Genomic DNA, 17,004 nt, shown 5'->3' on the forward strand with positions numbered 1-17,004 from the left:
TGTGATCCGCACCGTGGGCAGCAATCTACTGATGTGGGCGCGCCAGGCATTCTGGATCCGCGCCGGGTGCGTACCGTTTTGCAGTGATGGCCCGACCCGCGCCGAACATACACGATATCGACAACCTGCTCGCCCGGTATCGTGCCGCGCGTTCTCAGCAGGCGCTTTTCGACGTGCGCGGCGAGCGGACAGGCACCGGCTACGACGAATTCCTCGACGCGGCAGGCGATGTCCGTCCCGCCTGGACGCAGCTTGCCGAATGCGTCGGCGAGCGCGGCCGCGACGGCCTTGACCGCCTGCGCTCCATCGTCCGCAGTTCGGTCGACAACGACGGCATCACCTACATCCAGGTGGACCGGCACGGTTCGGTCATCGGCCAAGCGCAACCCAACGGCGACGGCACCGTCGAACCGGGGTCATGGCACCTCGACGCGTTACCGCTGGTGCTGTCGTCCGCGGACTGGGACACCCTGGAAGCCGGCCTTGTGCAGCGCTCCCGGCTGCTCGACGCGGTGCTGACCGACCTGTACGGGCCCCGCCACGCGATCAGCAGCGGCGTGCTCCCGCCCCAGTTGCTGTTCGCCCATCCCGGCTACATCAGGGCGGCGCGCGGCATCGAGGTGCCGGGCCGGCATCAACTGTTCCTGCACGGCTGCGACATCAGTCGGTCCGCCGACGGCAGTTTCCGGGTGAACGCCGACTGGACCCAGGCGCCGTCGGGGGCGGGCTATGCGCTCGCCGACCGGCGGGTGGTCGCGCACGCCATCCCGGACCTCTACGAGCGGATCGGCCCGCGGCCCGCTTCGCCGTGGGCGCAGGCGCTGCGGTTGGCACTGATCGACGCGGCGCCGGAGTCGGCCGAGGAACCGGTGGTCGTGGTGCTCAGTCCCGGCATCCACTCCGAGACGGCGTTCGACCAGGCGTACCTCGCCAGCGTGCTCGGCTTCCCACTGGTGGAGAGCGCCGATCTGGTGGTACGGGACGGCAAGCTGTGGATGAGGTCGATGGGCACACTCAAGCGTGTCGACGTGGTGTTGCGCCGTGTCGACGCCGAGTACGCTGATCCCCTTGATCTGCGCGCAGATTCGCGGCTGGGCGTCGTCGGGTTGGTGGAGGTGTTGCGCCGCGGCGCGGTGACCGTGGTGAACACCTTGGGCAGTGGCATCCTGGAAAGCCCTGGGCTGCTGCGCTTTCTGCCGGAACTGGCGCAGCGGTTGGTCGGTGAGACACCGCTGCTGAATACCGCACCCATGTATTGGGCCGGCATCAACACCGAACGCTCACACCTGCTTACGAATTTGTCGTCGCTGTTGATCAAGTCGGTAACGGGCGGCAAGACGATCGTTGGACCGGCGTTGACGTCCGCCCAGCGCAAGGATCTGGGCACGCGCATCGAGGCCACCCCGTGGCAGTGGGTCGGCCAGGAACTGCCCCGGTTCTCGACCGCACCGACCGCTCACTACCCGGGTGGGTTGTCATCGGCAGACGTGGGCATGCGGTTGTTCACCGTGTCGCAGCGCAGCGGCTACGCGCCGATGATCGGTGGGCTGGGGTACCTGCTGGCCCGGGGACATGCCGCGTACCGACTGAATACCGTTGCCGCCAAAGATATCTGGGTGCGAAGCCCAACGCGCGTCACCGTCGAGACACTCCCGAGTCCGGTTGACCTTGCGGCGATGACACCGAGTCCGACCCGTGCGGTCAGCTCACCACGCGTGTTGTCCGATCTCTTCTGGATCGGCCGCTACGCCGAACGCGCCGAGAACACGGCGCGGTTGCTCACCGTCACCCGCGAGCGCTATCACGAGTACCGATACCGCCGCGAGATGGAAGGCAGCGAATGTGTGCCGGTGCTTTTGGCCGCGCTCGGCCACGTCACGGGCACCGACACCGGGACGGTCGGCGACTACGCGGAAATGGTTGCGACGGCCCCGAGCACCTTGTGGTCGCTGACCGCCGACCGGCACCGGTCCGGGTCGCTGGCGCAGTCGGTCGAGCGGCTCGGGCTCGCCGCCCGCTCGGTGCGTGACCAGATGTCCAACGACACCTGGATGGTGCTGGCGGCCGTCGAGCGGGCGCTGCTGCACGCGCCTGACTCGCTGCCCGAATCGCAGACCGAGGGAGAGGCGTTCCTGTCGTCGACGAACAACCTGACGCTGGCGGGGATGCTGGCGCTGTCCGGTGTCGCGGCCGAGTCGATGGTGCGGGATGTCGGCTGGACGATGATGGACATCGGCAAACGGATCGAACGAGGGCTGGCGCTGGTGGCGCTGCTGCGCGCCACGTTGACAACGGTGCGCAGCGCGGGCGCGGAGCAGACCATCACCGAATCGACTTTGGTGGCGTGCGAATCCGCGGTCATCTATCGGCGGCGCAACCTGGGCAAGGTTAGTGTGGCTGCTGTGGCGGACCTGGTGTTGTTCGACACCGAAAACCCGCGCTCGCTGGTCTTCCAGCTCGAGCGGCTGCGGGCGAACCTCAAGGCGCTGCCCGGATCGTCCGGGTCGTCGCGGCCCGAGCGACTGGTCGACGACATCACCGCGCGACTGCGCCGCCTCGACCCTGCCGACTTGGAAGAGGTCGAGGACGGCACGCGTGCCAGGCTCGCGGAGTTGCTCGACGGAATGGACCGGGATCTCCGCGACTTGTCCGGCGTCATCACCGCAACACACCTGTCGCTGCCGGGCGAGATGCAGCATCTATGGGGCTCCGACGAATTCCGAGTCGTGCCGTGACGGACGGGCCCATCGAGTCGGGGTCGGGCCGCTGCTACCGGATCTCGCACAGCACGATGTACCGCTACTCGGACGACGTCACCAGTTCCTACGGGCGCGGCTTCTTGATCCCGCGCGACTCGTCACGGCAACGGTGTCTGTCGCACGAGTTGATCATCGAGCCCGAGGCCGCCGACAGTTCCACCAGCCGCGACGTCTACGGCAACATCAGCTCGTACTTCCATGTCACGCAGCGCCACCGCACGCTGTCGATCGCCAGCAATTCGATCGTGGAAGTCGACCCGCCGCCGCCCGAACTCTACGGCGGCGGGTCGGCCCGTGCACCGTGGGAGATCGCCAGGCCCGTCGGTGCCGACGGTGCACTCGCCGCCGAGTTCGCCCTCGACCTGGATCCCCCCGAGATCACCGACGAGCTACGTGCCTACGCCGCACCGAGTTTCGAGCCCGGTCGGCCGCTGATCGACGTACTGCGCGACCTGACGTCACGGATTTACGCCGACTTCGCCTACCAGTCCGGGTCCACCACGGTGTCGACCAAGGTCAGCGAGGTTTTGGCGGCCCGAGAAGGGGTATGTCAGGATTTTGCGCGGTTGGCCATCGCCTGCCTGCGCGTCAACGGGTTGGCTGCCAGCTATGTATCCGGCTACCTGGCCACCGACCCGCCGCCAGGGAGGGAACGCATGATCGGCATCGACGCGACGCACGCGTGGGCGTCGGTGTGGACGCCACAGAATCAATGGCTGGCATTGGATCCGACCAACGACCAGATGGTCGACGAACGCTACATCACAGTCGGATTCGGCCGCGACTACGCTGATGTGCCACCGTTGCGGGGCATCATCTTCACCGACGCCGAGAGCAGCGTGATCGAGGTGTCCGTCGATGTGGCGCCATACGACGGCGGGGTGCTGCGTGCGTGATTTCCTCTGTCCAAGTTGCGGTCAGCACCTGGCCTTCGAAAATTCGGTCTGCCTGAATTGCGGGAGTGCGCTTGGCTTCTCGCTGTCGGACATGGCGCTGCTGGTGATAGCGCCCGGCGGCAACCACGCCGGCGCAGTCGATGCCCGTGAGTATCAGCTATGCGTGAATCTTAATCTCGCCGAATGTAATTGGCTGGTCGAGAAAGGCCCGGTCGGTCGGCTGTGCCAGTCGTGCGCGCTGACCCGAACCCGCCCGAATGATGCCGACGCCAAGGCACTGACGGCGTTCGCCGCCGCGGAGAAAGCCAAGCGCAGACTGATCGCCGAACTCGTCGGACTGAAACTTCCCATCGAGGGCCGCGACGAAGACCCGGAGTTCGGGCTGGCGTTCGATCTGCTCTCCAGCGGGCAGGTAAAGGTCTTCACCGGCCACCACAACGGGGTCATCACGTTGGATCTCGCCGAGGGTGACGATGTTCACCGCGAACAACTGCGGGTGGCGATGGACGAGCCCTACCGCACCCTGCTCGGGCACTTCCGCCATGAGATCGGCCACTACTACTTCTATCGGCTCGTCGAACCGTCGGACGCGTACGCGTCTCGGTTCCGCGAACTGTTCGGCGATCCCGACACCGACTACCAGGCCGCGTTGGACCGCCACTACAACGAGGGCGCGCCGGCCGGTTGGGAGGACGACTACGTGTCGTCCTACGCGACGATGCATCCCGCTGAGGATTGGGCCGAGACGTTCGCCCACTATCTGCACATCCGCGACACACTGGATACCGCTGCCGCATTCGGCTTCGCGCGGGCCGCCGCGACGTTCGAGCGTCGAATGTTGGGGCCCAGCGGATTCGACGCGATCATCGACATGTGGCTGCCGCTGTCGTGGGCGCTGAATATGATCAACCGTTCGATGGGCAGAGAGGATCTGTATCCGTTCGTGCTGCCACCCGCGGTCCTCGAGAAGATGCGGTTCATCCACACCATCATCGATGAACTCAACGCCTGACTACCGCGAGCGTGCGTGTCTGCCCGGCGACACACCGCGACACGCGTGCACTTTGCGCACGCTCGCAGAGCACGAGCGTCGTAGCTCAGCCGGTCATCGGCTTTCCTGGACGCGGTGTGGTGTGTGATTCCGATTGCATATGGACCGAAGCTCATTTCGCCGCGTCACCGTAGCGGTATTCGTGGGTGATGTCGTCAAGGGTCGCTTTGACGGTGATATCCAGTTTGAGATCGACCGCGGCGAGAGTGTCGGAGAGTTGATCGGGACGGCTCGCTCCCAAAATGACTGAGGTGATCCCGGGGTTGGCGAGCACCCAGGCGACGGACAGTGTTGACAGGGGTTGCCCGATTTCGGCGGCGACGGTCTTCAGCCGTTCGATGGTGTCGAATTCCCTTTGATGCCAGTACCGCTCGTTGTACAGATCGGCGAACTGTGCGCCGACCTGCGTCGAGAACCGACCTTCGGTCGGGGTCACGTCTTGTGTGTACTTACCGCTCAGCAACCCACCCGCGAGGGGGTTGAACGGGATGACCGCGATGCCCTCTTCCCCTGCCAGGGGCAGAAGTTCGCGCTCGATCTGCCTGAACAACAGGCTGTAGCGGGGCTGAACGGAACTGACCCGTGAGAGTCGAAGAGTCTCAGTGCGCCCGACCGCACGGGCGAGGCGGTAGGCCAGAAAGTTCGACACCCCGACGTAGCGGGCCTTACCAGTTCGGACGATGGTGTCGAGAGCTTCGAGGGTTTCGTCCAGGGGAGTGCCCGGATCATCGAAGTGTAGTTGGTAGAGATCGACGTAATCGGTCCCAAGGCGGCTAAGCGAGCCGTCGATGGCATCGAGAAGATGCTTGCGAGAGCCGCCCTGGTCCCATGGCGAGCGACCCATCGCTAGCCCGGCCTTGGTGGCGACGATGAATCGGTCCCTTTTGCCCCGCAACCAATCGCCGACTATCTGCTCGGTGCGTCCGACGAGGCTCAGGTCGCTTCCCATTGGATAGCCATCCGCTGTGTCAAGGAAGTTCACGCCGGCATCGTCGGCTTTGTCGAGGATCTGGCGGGCCACATCCGGGTCCGTCTGCTTGCCGAACGGAGCAGTGCCGAGGCAGACCGTCGAGACGTCAAGGCCGGTCCTGCCAAATTTGTTGTAGTGCATCGATTTCTCCTGTGGAATTTTCTGATCTGGACGTCCGCAATGGGACGGTGAAGGTCGCGCCCTTCTGCGGGCCGCATCAAATGTTGCGACAGTCAGGCGACGGGGATCCAAGTGAACCGGCCGTCGGGGCGGCGCTCGGCGCGTCCGAAGGCCACATCGGCGAAGTGGCAGCCGTAGCCGATGGTGTCGGGGCGGCTCAGCTCTTGTACTAGGCGGCGGCGTTGCTCGGCGGATTCGGCCGGGTCATGGTCGATTCCGCACCCCCATTCAGGGTGGGTGACCTGGACTGGCGCGACCAGCGCGTCGCCGAGAGCAATGAGACGCTGGCCGCCGCTGGTGATGGTGTAGGTGGTGTGGCCGACGGTGTGGCCGGGCGCGAACGATACCCGCACGCCGGGGAAGATCTCCTCGCCGTCCTCGACCGTACGGACGCGGGGTGCGAAGGCAGCCAGACGTTCCTCGGTCGCCCCACCCGCCGCGGCCAGATCCCGCCGCTCCCACTCCGGCACCGGGACGAAGTGTGTGGCGTGTCCGAACGGTAGTGCGTCGGTGTAGGGCGCGAGGTTCGAGGACCACCCAAAATGATCGGTGTGTAGGTGGGTGATGGCGACGGCCTCGATTTGGCTGGGGTCGCGGCCGAGCCGCCGCAGATTGTCCAGCAGCTCACCGCCGTAGATGCTTTTCAGCACTGGGTTGGTCGGGTCGTCCGCGTAGGCCTCGGGTCCGAACCCGGTGTCGATGATCAGGGCCCGGTCACCTCGCTCGACCAGCAACCCGCTGATGCCGGCGACAAGGAAACCGTCGTCGTCGAGATGGTCGTGGTACACCGCCCAGTCGTCATCAGTGGCGGCGGGCAGCCAACCGCGCGGTTTGAGCCGGGCCAGCCCATCTGGGACATCAGTGACCCACAGATCGCCCAAGCGGAGTGAACGAACGCGGGGTGCGCTGGTCAGCCGTATGCGGTGGAAATCGGTCATCGAGGCCATCTCGTCCTGCCTTGTGCTCGAAGGGGTGCCGCTGGGCGGCCGTGTCGGGGAACAAGTTACAACTAGAATAGTTTGAATTGCAATCATCTGAGTTGTACTAAAATTGCGTCGTGGGCACCGAGCGCGAGACCCGAACCCAAACCGACCGTCTCGTGTGCGGCCTGGTCAGAGGCTTGGCCAATCACATCGAAGTTCACCTTCGCGTCCGGGCGGCCAGCGTCGGCCTGACCGCCTCGCAGGGCACCGCGTTGTGCGAGCTGACTCGCCCCATGACTCTGCGCGAACTCGCCGAACGGATGAGCTGCGAGCCCTCCAACGCCACCTTCGTCGCAGATCGCCTCGAAGAGCTCGGCTATCTCGAACGCCGTCCGCACCCCGATGACCGCCGCGCCAAGCAGCTCGTCGTGACTCCGAAGGGCGCCGAACTCCGCGAACGCCTCCTCGAGTTGCTCTCCGAAGACTCCCCCCTGAGCCCTCTGGACCCCGAAGAGCAGGACCTCTTGCAGCACCTTCTTACCCGCGCCCTCCGCACTGACCCGTTCTAATGAGCCTTCAGGCAGGTGTCTGACCTGCCCGTCCGCTCGCCATCGAGCAAGTGAGTCCGCTACGTGACCGCGCCACAGTCGGCGAACGGCAGTCCGTTCCGGCCAAGACCGAGATCAGCCGCTGCTGGCAGGCCACTGCACGACGCGCAGGCTACGGCCGACTGCCCTCAGTGGCGCACTCAGTGGCGCGGATTTGCCCTGAGTCTGGTCCGCCGACAACGCGACGCCGGCGATTGAGCGATGGGCGATGAGCCCACTTCGACGTGAATGGCGTCGTGGGGTAACCGGCCATGATGATCACGTCGTTGTCTTTCGCCGCCGGCTCAGCTCCAGTACGAGGCGGTCGTGGTGTACAACCGTTCGACCAAGACGTCGACCGGTAGCTGCCGAAGCTCGGCGCTGAGCACCTCGACGCTGACAGTGCCGTCCCAGCCGCGGTCGAGAAGGGTTGTGGCGATCCGGTCCAACGGCAGCATCCCATCACCTGGCAACGCGCGACGGTGCAGACTCTCGCGGATCATCCGGTCGCGAGACTCGGGTTCCAGCGCATCGGTGAACTGCACGTAGGCGATGTCGTCCAGCCCGCACGTATGCCATGCCGTCGCTGATCAACGGAATCGCGCCCAGCGGAGTGTATTCCACGGCCATGCCCGCGCCCGCATCGTCGAACAGTCTGGCGCAGCGCGTGATCCAACCCGCAGGCACGTCGGCGGTGAACACCGTCAGCACCCACTCCGCGCCGATCGTCCGCGCCCGGTCGGCCAACTGTTCGGCGCTCGACATCATGGCGCCTTCGTCGTCGCCGACGATGAAGGCCAGCAACTCATGACATCGAACTCCGGCGTAGGCCTCGACCGCGGCGGCGTCGACCCGGCCGGCATTGATCCCCACCGCGGTGAAACCCGCTGCGGCGGCGGCCGGGACAAGGTCTGCGGTGGCGATGTTCCACTTGGTGTCGGGCGTCAGCGCAATCTGCACAGGAAAGCCTTTCCGCGCGGCGATAGTCGATAGCCTACGTCGAGGCTGATGGTCAGCCCGAGCCCCTTGAGTTGACGCACCCGACGCTTGAACCGGGGTACCGCCAGGCCGACGCGGGCGGCCAGATCCGGTGCGCGCACCGCCTCGTTGGCGCCGATCATCTCCAGATATTCACGCGTCCAAGGAGTTTCGGCCGCAGCGTCCCAACGCGACAGCTTTGCCGCGATCGTGTCGACGTCGGAGGGGGACAACTGGTCGTCGGCCGCCAGGTCTGGTCGCTCGTCGGGTGCGAGGTAGGACACCGTGATGAGGTAGGTGTGCTTGGCGGGGCGGCGGTCGAGGTCCTTCTGGGCGGTCTTGGCGTCCGGATAGCCCGCCGCACGCGCCTGCGCGGCCGTCACCCGGTAGCCGCCGGGACGCTCGGCGACGCCGTCGATCCGGATGGTGCCCGCCACCGTGCGCTGAGTACCCCCGGCCTTGGCTCGCGGCGCATCCCAGCGGCGCAGCACAAGTGTGATGTCACCGTTCGCAATGCCTTCGGCCGTGTCGCGATGGAGCAGCACCCCTGTGACCCTACGATCGCTCGGTGGCTGATCGCTATGGCGCCGACGTGCTCGCCAACAATCCGCACCGCAAGCCCCGCTCGACCGAACAACCGGTGGAGATCGGCATGGTCGTCGAGGACGCCCAGACCGGTTATGTGGGCGCCGTCGTACGCATCGAGTACGGCCGGATGGAACTGGAGGACCGCAACGGGCGGCGCAAGCCGTTCCCGATCGGGCCCGGTTACCTCATCGACGGCAGGCCGGTGATCCTCACCCCGCCGAAGCGCGCGGCGCCGAACATGCCCGCCCGCACCGCCTCGGGGTCCGTTGCCGTCAAGGCGAAGGCCAGGGTGGCGCTGGCCAGCCGGATCTACGTCGAGGGCCGCCACGACGCCGAACTGGTCGAGCAGGTCTGGGGCGACGACTTGCGCGTTGAAGGCGTGGTCGTCGAATACCTGGGCGGCGTCGACGATCTCGCCGGCATCGTCGAGGAGTTCCGGCCCGGCCCGGGCCGTCGGCTCGGCGTTCTCGTCGACCACCTGGTGGCAGGCTCAAAAGAGGCCCGCATTGCGGAGGCGGTCCGTCGCGGTCCCGGCGGCGCACACACGCTGGTGGTCGGTCATCCGTTCATCGACATCTGGCAGGCCGTCAAACCGGCGCGGCTCGGCATCTCGACCTGGCCGGTGGTGCCGCGGGGGACCGACTGGAAGCACGGTGTGTGCGGGGCGTTGGGCTGGCCGCACAGCCAGCAGGCCGACATCGCGCGGGCGTGGCAGCGGATCCGCGGCAGGGTGCGGGACTGGAACGACCTCGAGCCCGCGCTGATCGGCCGCGTCGAGGAGCTGATCGATTTCGTGACCGCTCAGCCGAGCGCGTGACCCGTCGTGCTCTCGACGTGCTCAGGAATTTCGCCCTCGTGCCGATCGCCGGTCGACGAGGTGCCGCGCGGCTCGAACATCAGGATCGAGGCGCCAGGAGACGACGGCTTGTGCTCGGTTCCTTTGGGCACGACGTAGGTGTCGCCCCGCTGCAGCACCACGGTTGTCTCGTTGCCCTCGGTGTCCCGCACGGCAACGTGGAACTCGCCGTCCAAGACGAGGAAGAATTCGTCGGTGTCCTCGTGGACATGCCATAAATGGTCGCCCTTGGCGTGGGCGATCCTGACGTCGTAGTCGTTGACGCTGGCGACGATCCGCGGGCTGTAGATCGCGTCGAAGGACTCGAGCGCTTCGGCCAGATTGACGGGCTTGGTCATCACGGGCCGATCGTATGTCCGGTTGCCGTGGTATTCCTGAACAGTGTCCGACGGTCTGTTTGACGTCCCAGGCGAGGCGAGCGCGAGTGCGGGCGGGCCCGTCGGCGCGTCCGCGCCCCTGGCGGTGAAGATGCGGCCGGCCAGCCTCGACGAGGTGGTCGGCCAGGACCACCTGCTCAAGCCGAACTCGCCGCTGCGCCGGATGGTCGAGGGCTCGGGGGCGGCTTCGGTCATCCTGTACGGCCCGCCCGGCACGGGCAAGACCACGCTGGCGTCCCTCATTTCGCAGGCGACCGGCCGCAGGTTCGAGGCGCTGTCGGCGTTGTCAGCGGGCGTCAAAGAAGTCCGCGCCGTCATAGACATCGCGCGGCGCGCTGCCGCCCACGGCGAGCAGACCGTGTTGTTCATCGACGAGGTGCACCGGTTCTCCAAGACCCAGCAGGACGCGCTGCTCTCGGCCGTCGAGAACCGGGTGGTTCTGTTGGTCGCGGCCACGACCGAGAACCCGTCGTTCTCGGTCGTCGCGCCGCTGCTGTCGCGGTCGTTGATCCTGCAGTTGCAGCCGCTGGACAGCGATGCCGTGCGGACGGTGGTGCGCAGGGCCATCGACGATCCGCGCGGCCTCGGCGGTCAGGTCGACGTCACCGACGACGCCGTCGAGCTATTGGTGCAGCTCTCGGCAGGCGATGCGCGGCGCGCGCTGACCGCGCTCGAGGTGGCCGCCGAAGCGGGGGAGAAGGTGACGGTCGCCACCATCGAACAGTCGTTGGACAAGGCCGCCGTCCGCTACGACCGCGACGGCGACCAGCACTACGACGTGATCAGCGCGTTCATCAAGTCGGTGCGCGGCTCCGACGTCGACGCCGCCCTGCACTACCTGGCGCGCATGCTGGTCGCGGGGGAGGACCCTCGGTTCGTGGCCCGCAGGCTGATGATCCTGGCCAGCGAGGACATCGGCATGGCCGATCCGACGGCGCTGCAGACCGCCGTCGCCGCGGCGCAGACGGTGCAGCTGATCGGCATGCCGGAGGCGCAGCTGACGCTGGCTCACGCCACCGTGCACCTCGCCACCGCGCCGAAGTCCAACGCGGTGACGACGGCGCTTGGCGCGGCGATGAGCGACATTCGCAACGGCAAGGCCGGTCTCGTGCCAGCTCACCTTCGCGACGGGCACTACTCGGGCGCGGCCAAACTCGGCAACGCCATCGGCTACAAGTACAGCCATGACGATCCGGATGGCGTTGTGCCGCAACAGTATCCGCCCGATGAGATCGTCGGCGTCGACTACTACCGGCCCACCAATCACGGCGCCGAACGTGAAATCGCCACCCGTCTCGACAAGCTGCGCGCCATCATCCGCAAGAAACGTTAGGTCACCCGGCGCCGCGAAATGCACGTTTTGTACGGCGGTACTCACACTTCCTCTACAAAACGTGCATTTCGACGAATCGGGACTCTTGACGCCGGCCGCAACCCCGTCTAACGTTGGTAGTCAACCAACGCATTGATCAAACATAAGGTTGATAATTGGGGAGTGATGGCCATGCAGAGGGCTGGCTTGATCGCGCCTTCATGGCGTTGGCCGACCCGGTGCGCCGCGCGATCGTGGCCCGGCTATCCCGTGGACCGGCCACGGTCAACGAGTTGGCCGCGCCGTTCGACATCACGAAACAGGCGGTGTCCAAACACATTCAGGTGCTCGAACAGGCGGGCCTGGTCACCAGGTCACGCGACGCGCAACGACGGCCGGTGCACCTCGACGCCGCCGCGCTGGAGCGGATGACCGCCTGGATCGACCGATATCGACTCGACGCCGAACGGAACTACCGCCGGCTGGACGACCTGCTGGCTCGAATGACTGACGAGAAAGGACAAGACAAGTGACCAACCCGCTCACCCTCAACGCTCCGGTCGACACATTGGCGATGGAGTTCACCCGCGACTTCAACGCTGACGTGCAGGCGTTGTTTCGTGCACACGCCGACCCGGACCTGGTCAAGCAGTGGCTTGGACCGCGTGATCTCGAGATGACGATCGACCACTGGGAGTTCAAGACCGGCGGCGGCTACCGCTACGTACACAAGGCCGACCGCGGTGAGTTCGGGTTCAACGGGGTGTTCCACAAGGTGCGGGACAACGAATTCATCATCCAGACCTTCGAATTCGAGGGCGCGCCGGACTTGGTGAACATCGAATTCATGTGGTTCGAGGATCTCGGCGGCGGTCGCAGCAGATTGCGCGGCCGGTCGATCTGCCCGACTGTCGAGGCGCGCGACGGCCTGCTGTCGTCGGGGATGGAGGGCGGGATGACCGAGGGCTACGAAAAGCTCGACGAACTCCTGGCGTCGCTCTGAACATTGCCTCGGCCTGACCGGTTGAGGCGCGGCCGCTCAACGAGACGGAGCAGCAGGACGTTATCCGCACAAAGACGATCCCGGCCGGTGGGGGCCAGCCGGGATCGCCGGGGGTGCGGCTAGCGCATCAGACCGGAACGCCTGCCGCCCATGAGGCCAGTGCGCCTACGGCCCATCAACGCCGACACGAGTGCGACGCCGATTGCCGCGACGATCACCTGGCACAGGAGTTCGAGCCAGTCGATGCCCGAGGTGGCGGTGGGAAGGCCGAGCGCACGAGCGATAGCGGTACCGATGAACGCCGACACGATCCCGACCAGGATCGTCACCAACATGCCGATCGGCTGCTTGCCGGGAACCAGCAGACGGCCGAGCACACCGACCACGATGCCGATCAAAATCGCGGTGATAACACCTGTAATGGTCATTGCTCCTCCAAAGCTGTAATGGGTGCAGCTTTGGTACCCCTGTCGTTCGTCGAATAAACGCGCGCGTCAATCTGCAGGCTTGGCAGGCAGGTCAGGCCATCTCGGGCACCCGAAGGTGGGCGATTGCGAGCTCGAACTCGCAAAGGTCGATGATGTCGGCCCCCAGTTCCCTGGTTCGGGTGTTCCGCAGTTCCCGCGCCTGCTCACGGTTGCGCTCCATGGCCTGCCTGCTGTCGAACGTCGCCGTCGACACGGCGCGCCCGGAGCGGTTCATCAGGAAGCTGGCGCTGCAGAAACCCTCCAGGTCCTCCAGCGACGGCAACACATCTGTGCGGTAGAACTCCATCGCGCGGTGGGTCTGGTCGGGCGGCACCTTGATCCAGGTGACGCGTGCGCACGCGCCGTTGGCCGAGTGATGGTCGCGGTGCAGCACCGCGATCTCCCAGGCCTCGGCTGTCGCGGTGCCCCCGAAAACCTTGGCCGCCCGATCACGAACCGGCCCGATCTGCGCGGCGCTGGCGCTCTCGGCGTCTTCGGTCCGCCATGCACTGGTCGCAATGCAGCGACCAGACTCACGATCGACCAACAGCGACAGCCCGACGTATCCGTCCATCGCGGCAAGTGCCGGCATCACTTCGTCGCGCACATGCGCGATTCCGGCATCGATGCATGTCGTCTGCGCCTGAATATTGGTAGTGCGTGCGTGCACGATCCACCCCCGATCGACGGTTGGGGCGGCGCCCCGATGACGCCACCGGACCGATCTCAGAATCCTCCCGTTGAGCTGGGGTTTCAATGGCTACCGGGGCAGTAAAACGGGAACGTTTCGGGTTGCAAAAGGATGATCCGTAGGCTGGGTTTTGTGACCACGGGGAAGTCTGAGGTGCTCGATGTCGACACCGCACGCCGACCGATCGTCGACCTCACCGACGCGGTCCGCACGTTCTGCGGCGGCCGCGGCGAGGGACTGTGCAACGTCTTCGTGCCGCACGCGACGGCGGGCGTGGCGATCATCGAGACCGGCGCAGGCTCCGATGACGATCTCGTCGACATTTTGGAACAACTGTTGCCGCGCGACGACCGCTACCGTCATCGACACGGGTCGCCGGGGCACGGCGCTGATCACGTGCTGCCGGCACTCGTCGCGCCGTCGATCACCGTTCCCGTGCAAGATGGCGAACCGCTGCTCGGCACCTGGCAAAGCGTCGTACTGGTCGACTTGAACAGGGACAATCGGCAGCGTCAGGTGCGGTTGACCTTCGTCGGCGGGTAGATCTGGCACTTGTCGCGAGGCCGGTTCGTTGGCTTGTCTGTGGGACAGCGGCGACCGGTACTGTAGTGCGGTCGAATAGTCGCAGGTGACATCGGGACTCTTGAAAAGATGGGGCAGTAGGAACGTGCAAACACACGAGATCAGGAAGCGCTTCCTCGATCACTTCGTGAAGGCGGGCCACACCGAGGTGCCCAGCGCCTCGGTGATCCTCGACGACCCCAACCTGCTGTTCGTCAACGCGGGCATGGTGCAGTTCGTGCCTTACTTCTTGGGGCAGCGCACCCCGCCGTACCACACGGCGACCAGCATCCAGAAGTGCATCCGGACGCCGGACATCGACGAGGTGGGCATCACCACCCGGCACAACACCTTCTTCCAGATGGCGGGGAACTTCTCGTTCGGCGATTACTTCAAGCGCCGGGCCATCGAGTTGGCTTGGACGCTGCTGACCAATCCGATCGCAGAGGGTGGTTACGGGTTCGATCCCGAAAGACTTTGGGCGACCGTGTATTTGGATGACGACGAGGCCGTCGGACTGTGGCAGGAGGTCGCGGGGCTGCCTGCCGAGCGCATCCAGCGGCGCGGCATGGCCGACAACTACTGGTCGATGGGCATTCCCGGGCCGTGCGGTCCGTCGTCGGAGATCTACTACGACCGTGGCCCGGAATTCGGCGTCGAGGGCGGGCCGGTCGCGAACGAGGACCGCTACATCGAGATCTGGAATCTCGTGTTCATGCAGAACGAGCGCGGGGAAGGCACCGGCAAGGACGATTTCGAGATCCTCGGCCCGCTGCCGCGCAAGAACATCGACACAGGCATGGGCGTCGAACGGGTGGCGTTCCTGCTCCAGGGCGTGCACAACGTCTACGAGACCGACCTGCTGCGTCCCGTGATCGACACCGTCGCCGCGCGTGCGCCGCGCGGCTACGACGTCGGCAACCACGACGATGACGTGCGCTACCGGATCATCGCCGACCACAGTCGCACCGCCGCGATCCTGATCGGCGATGGCGTCAGCCCCGGCAACGAGGGCCGCGGCTACGTGCTGCGACGGCTGCTGCGCCGCATCATCCGGGCGGCCAAACTGCTCGGTGTCGACGATCCGATCATGGGTGAGCTGATGGCTACGGTGCGCGAGGCGATGGGCCCGTCGTATCCCGAACTCGTCGCCGACTTCGACCGGATTCAGCGCATCGCGGTCGCGGAGGAAACCGCGTTCAACCGCACGCTCTCCTCCGGTTCGCGGTTGTTCGACGAGGCTGCGCGTGCGACGAAGGCTTCGGGATCCGACAAGTTGTCCGGCCGCGATGCCTTCACACTGCACGACACCTACGGCTTCCCGATCGAGCTGACTCTGGAGATGGCCGCCGAAGCCGACCTGTCCGTTGACGAGGACGGCTTCCGTGCGCTGATGGCCGAACAACGGCAGCGCGCCAAGGCTGACGCGGCGGCACGTAAGCAGGCACATGCCGACCTGTCCGAATACCGGGAGCTGGTCGACGCGGGCCCGACGGAGTTCACCGGCTTCGACGAGTTGACCTCCGAGGCACGAATTCTCGGGATCTTCGTCGACGGCAAGCGCGTGCCCGTCGTCACCCATACCGGACGAGAGGGTGTCCAGGAGCGGGTCGAACTCATTCTCGACCGCACGCCGTTTTATGCGGAGTCCGGCGGCCAGATCGCCGACGAGGGCAGCATCAGCGGATCGGGCGCCTCCGGGGCAGCCAAGGCTGCGGTGTCCGACGTGCAGAAGATCGCCAAAACCCTGTGGGCTCATCGCGTCAACGTCGAATCGGGTGAGTTCGTCGAGGGTGACACCGTCATCGCCAGCGTCGACCCGCGGTGGCGGCACGGCGCTACGCAGGGCCATTCGGGCACGCACATGGTGCATGCCGCGCTGCGGCAAGTATTGGGCCCCAACGCCGTTCAAGCAGGCTCGCTGAATCGGCCGGGGTATCTGCGGTTCGACTTCAACTGGCAGGGCGCCTTGAGCGATGACCAGCGCAGCCAGATCGAGGAAGTGACCAACGAGGCGGTCGAGGCCGACTACGAGGTGCACAGTTTCACCACCGAACTGGACAAGGCCAAAGCGATGGGCGCGATGGCTTTGTTCGGGGAGAACTACCCGGACGAGGTCCGGGTCGTCGAGATCGGCGGGCCGTTCTCGCTTGAACTCTGCGGCGGTACGCACGTCGGGAGTTCGGCCCAGATCGGTCCTGTGACGATCCTCGGCGAGTCATCGGTCGGCTCGGGTGTGCGCCGCGTCGAGGCCTACGTGGGTTTGGACTCGTTCCGCCATCTCGCGAAGGAACGCGCCCTGATGGCCGGTCTCGCGTCGACGCTGAAGGTTCCGTCGGAGGAAGTTCCCGCGCGCGTGGCCAACCTCGTTGAGCGCTTGCGCGTCGCCGAGAAGGAACTCGACAAGATGCGGTTGGCCAACGCGCGCGCGGCCGCAGCGAATGCCGCCGCGGGCGCCGAGCAAATCGGTAAGGTGCGTGTCGTGGCGCAGCGGATGGCCGGCGGAATGTCGGCGGCGGATCTGCGCACGCTCGTCGGCGACATCAAAGGCAAGCTCGGCGGCGACCCTGCCGTCGTCGCTTTGATCGCCGAGGGCGAAAACGACACGGTGCCGTTCGTGGTGGCGGCCAACCCCGCCGCGCAGGACCTCGGGCTGGCGGCCAACCAGTTGATCAAGCAGTTGAGTGCGGCGGTCAACGGCCGCGGGGGCGGCAAGGCCGATCTGGCACAGGGTTCCGGTAAGGGGGCGGCGGGCATCGACGCGGCATTGGCCGCGCTGCGCGCCGAAATAGGCCGGAGCTAACC

18 protein-coding genes are annotated in these 17,004 nt (G+C 66.0%); 10 read left to right on the forward strand and 8 right to left on the reverse strand.

What is annotated here, in order from left to right; all coding sequences use genetic code 11:
• Positions 1-86 precede the first annotated feature (86 nt).
• From ACGFK1_RS23260 to ACGFK1_RS23270, 3 genes are read left to right on the forward strand one after another with little or no spacing between them, the layout of a single operon-like run.
• The gene (locus tag ACGFK1_RS23260) at positions 87-2,735 is read left to right on the forward strand and encodes a circularly permuted type 2 ATP-grasp protein (RefSeq protein ID WP_393435271.1); all 2,649 of its coding nucleotides are present in this window, start codon (positions 87-89) and stop codon (positions 2,733-2,735) included.
• Positions 2,702-3,655, forward strand: coding sequence for a transglutaminase N-terminal domain-containing protein (locus tag ACGFK1_RS23265; protein ID WP_393434811.1), 954 nt, complete (start codon positions 2,702-2,704; stop codon positions 3,653-3,655). The genes ACGFK1_RS23260 and ACGFK1_RS23265 overlap by 34 nt, the downstream gene beginning before the upstream one ends.
• Positions 3,648-4,667 carry a putative zinc-binding metallopeptidase gene (locus ACGFK1_RS23270; RefSeq protein WP_393434814.1) on the forward strand — a complete coding sequence of 340 codons (1,020 nt, stop codon included), beginning with the start codon at positions 3,648-3,650 and terminating at the stop codon, positions 4,665-4,667. The genes ACGFK1_RS23265 and ACGFK1_RS23270 overlap by 8 nt, the downstream gene beginning before the upstream one ends.
• A 151-nt stretch (positions 4,668-4,818) precedes the next feature.
• Here ACGFK1_RS23270 and ACGFK1_RS23275 read toward each other — a convergent pair whose 3' ends face one another.
• Positions 4,819-5,817, reverse strand: coding sequence for an aldo/keto reductase (locus tag ACGFK1_RS23275; RefSeq protein ID WP_393434817.1), 999 nt, complete (start codon positions 5,815-5,817; stop codon positions 4,819-4,821).
• 92 nt (positions 5,818-5,909) lie between these two features.
• On the reverse strand, positions 5,910-6,794 hold the full coding sequence (locus tag ACGFK1_RS23280) for an MBL fold metallo-hydrolase (protein ID WP_393434820.1): 885 nt from the start codon (positions 6,792-6,794) through the stop codon (positions 5,910-5,912).
• Between the two features lie 119 nt (positions 6,795-6,913).
• Between ACGFK1_RS23280 and ACGFK1_RS23285 the strand changes: the two genes are divergently transcribed.
• On the forward strand, positions 6,914-7,348 hold the full coding sequence (locus ACGFK1_RS23285) for a MarR family winged helix-turn-helix transcriptional regulator (RefSeq protein WP_393434823.1): 435 nt from the start codon (positions 6,914-6,916) through the stop codon (positions 7,346-7,348).
• Between the two features lie 323 nt (positions 7,349-7,671).
• Here the strand turns inward: ACGFK1_RS23285 and ACGFK1_RS23290 are convergent, their stop codons facing one another.
• From ACGFK1_RS23290 to ACGFK1_RS23300, 3 genes are read right to left on the reverse strand one after another with little or no spacing between them, the layout of a single operon-like run.
• Positions 7,672-7,824 carry a hypothetical protein gene (locus ACGFK1_RS23290; protein ID WP_393434826.1) on the reverse strand — a complete coding sequence of 51 codons (153 nt, stop codon included), beginning with the start codon at positions 7,822-7,824 and terminating at the stop codon, positions 7,672-7,674.
• A gap of 4 nt (positions 7,825-7,828) precedes the next feature.
• Positions 7,829-8,326 carry a hypothetical protein gene (locus tag ACGFK1_RS23295; protein ID WP_393434828.1) on the reverse strand — a complete coding sequence of 166 codons (498 nt, stop codon included), beginning with the start codon at positions 8,324-8,326 and terminating at the stop codon, positions 7,829-7,831.
• Positions 8,311-8,889, reverse strand: coding sequence for a hypothetical protein (locus ACGFK1_RS23300; protein ID WP_393434831.1), 579 nt, complete (start codon positions 8,887-8,889; stop codon positions 8,311-8,313). Before ACGFK1_RS23300 ends, ACGFK1_RS23295 begins: the two co-directional genes overlap by 16 nt.
• Before the next feature lie 23 nt (positions 8,890-8,912).
• On the opposite strand from ACGFK1_RS23300, the gene ACGFK1_RS23305 reads away from it, so the two are divergent.
• Positions 8,913-9,749, forward strand: coding sequence for a DUF3097 domain-containing protein (locus ACGFK1_RS23305; protein ID WP_393434834.1), 837 nt, complete (start codon positions 8,913-8,915; stop codon positions 9,747-9,749).
• Here ACGFK1_RS23305 and ACGFK1_RS23310 read toward each other — a convergent pair.
• Positions 9,734-10,126: a cupin domain-containing protein gene (locus tag ACGFK1_RS23310; protein WP_393434837.1), complete on the reverse strand. Its 393-nt coding sequence runs from the start codon at positions 10,124-10,126 to the stop codon at positions 9,734-9,736. The two genes, ACGFK1_RS23305 and ACGFK1_RS23310, sit on opposite strands and share 16 nt — an antisense overlap.
• Before the next feature lie 43 nt (positions 10,127-10,169).
• On the opposite strand from ACGFK1_RS23310, the gene ACGFK1_RS23315 reads away from it, so the two are divergent.
• From ACGFK1_RS23315 to ACGFK1_RS23325, 3 genes are all read left to right on the forward strand, one after another.
• Positions 10,170-11,498, forward strand: coding sequence for a replication-associated recombination protein A (locus ACGFK1_RS23315; RefSeq protein ID WP_393434840.1), 1,329 nt, complete (start codon positions 10,170-10,172; stop codon positions 11,496-11,498).
• 200 nt (positions 11,499-11,698) lie between these two features.
• Complete coding sequence (locus tag ACGFK1_RS23320) at positions 11,699-12,010, forward strand: ArsR/SmtB family transcription factor (protein WP_393435273.1); 312 nt, start codon at positions 11,699-11,701, stop codon at positions 12,008-12,010.
• The gene (locus ACGFK1_RS23325) at positions 12,007-12,480 is read left to right on the forward strand and encodes an SRPBCC family protein (protein WP_393434843.1); all 474 of its coding nucleotides are present in this window, start codon (positions 12,007-12,009) and stop codon (positions 12,478-12,480) included. The genes ACGFK1_RS23320 and ACGFK1_RS23325 overlap by 4 nt, the downstream gene beginning before the upstream one ends.
• Before the next feature lie 119 nt (positions 12,481-12,599).
• On the opposite strand, the gene ACGFK1_RS23330 is transcribed toward ACGFK1_RS23325, so the two are convergent.
• Together ACGFK1_RS23330 and ACGFK1_RS23335 are read right to left on the reverse strand one after the other, a co-directional pair.
• Positions 12,600-12,908, reverse strand: a complete 309-nt coding sequence (locus ACGFK1_RS23330; protein ID WP_393434846.1) for a GlsB/YeaQ/YmgE family stress response membrane protein — start codon at positions 12,906-12,908, stop codon at positions 12,600-12,602.
• Between the two features lie 91 nt (positions 12,909-12,999).
• Positions 13,000-13,617, reverse strand: coding sequence for a hypothetical protein (locus ACGFK1_RS23335; protein WP_393434849.1), 618 nt, complete (start codon positions 13,615-13,617; stop codon positions 13,000-13,002).
• Positions 13,618-13,791: 174 nt separating this feature from the next.
• Between ACGFK1_RS23335 and ACGFK1_RS23340 the strand changes: the two genes are divergently transcribed.
• Together ACGFK1_RS23340 and alaS are read left to right on the forward strand one after the other, a co-directional pair.
• Positions 13,792-14,181, forward strand: a complete 390-nt coding sequence (locus ACGFK1_RS23340; protein WP_393435276.1) for a secondary thiamine-phosphate synthase enzyme YjbQ — start codon at positions 13,792-13,794, stop codon at positions 14,179-14,181.
• A 124-nt stretch (positions 14,182-14,305) separates the two neighbouring features.
• Positions 14,306-17,002 carry an alanine--tRNA ligase gene (gene alaS, locus ACGFK1_RS23345; protein ID WP_393434852.1) on the forward strand — a complete coding sequence of 899 codons (2,697 nt, stop codon included), beginning with the start codon at positions 14,306-14,308 and terminating at the stop codon, positions 17,000-17,002.
• Positions 17,003-17,004 lie beyond the last annotated feature (2 nt).

Source organism: Mycobacterium sp. NPDC048908, from assembly GCF_043197955.1.
Taxonomy (GTDB): domain Bacteria; phylum Actinomycetota; class Actinomycetes; order Mycobacteriales; family Mycobacteriaceae; genus Mycobacterium.

What these genes read in the sequence shown, in the direction of transcription:
- ACGFK1_RS23260 (WP_393435271.1), top strand. Translation starts at nt 87, where the DNA reads ATGGCCCGACCCGCGCCGAACATACACGATATCGACAACCTGCTCGCC.
- ACGFK1_RS23265 (WP_393434811.1), top strand. Translation starts at nt 2,702, where the DNA reads ATGGGGCTCCGACGAATTCCGAGTCGTGCCGTGACGGACGGGCCCATC.
- ACGFK1_RS23275 (WP_393434817.1), bottom strand. Translation starts at nt 5,817, where the DNA reads ATGCACTACAACAAATTTGGCAGGACCGGCCTTGACGTCTCGACGGTC.
- ACGFK1_RS23280 (WP_393434820.1), bottom strand. Translation starts at nt 6,794, where the DNA reads ATGACCGATTTCCACCGCATACGGCTGACCAGCGCACCCCGCGTTCGT.
- ACGFK1_RS23290 (WP_393434826.1), bottom strand. Translation starts at nt 7,824, where the DNA reads ATGCTGCCGTTGGACCGGATCGCCACAACCCTTCTCGACCGCGGCTGG.
- ACGFK1_RS23310 (WP_393434837.1), bottom strand. Translation starts at nt 10,126, where the DNA reads ATGACCAAGCCCGTCAATCTGGCCGAAGCGCTCGAGTCCTTCGACGCG.
- ACGFK1_RS23320 (WP_393435273.1), top strand. Translation starts at nt 11,699, where the DNA reads ATGGCGTTGGCCGACCCGGTGCGCCGCGCGATCGTGGCCCGGCTATCC.
- ACGFK1_RS23330 (WP_393434846.1), bottom strand. Translation starts at nt 12,908, where the DNA reads ATGACCATTACAGGTGTTATCACCGCGATTTTGATCGGCATCGTGGTC.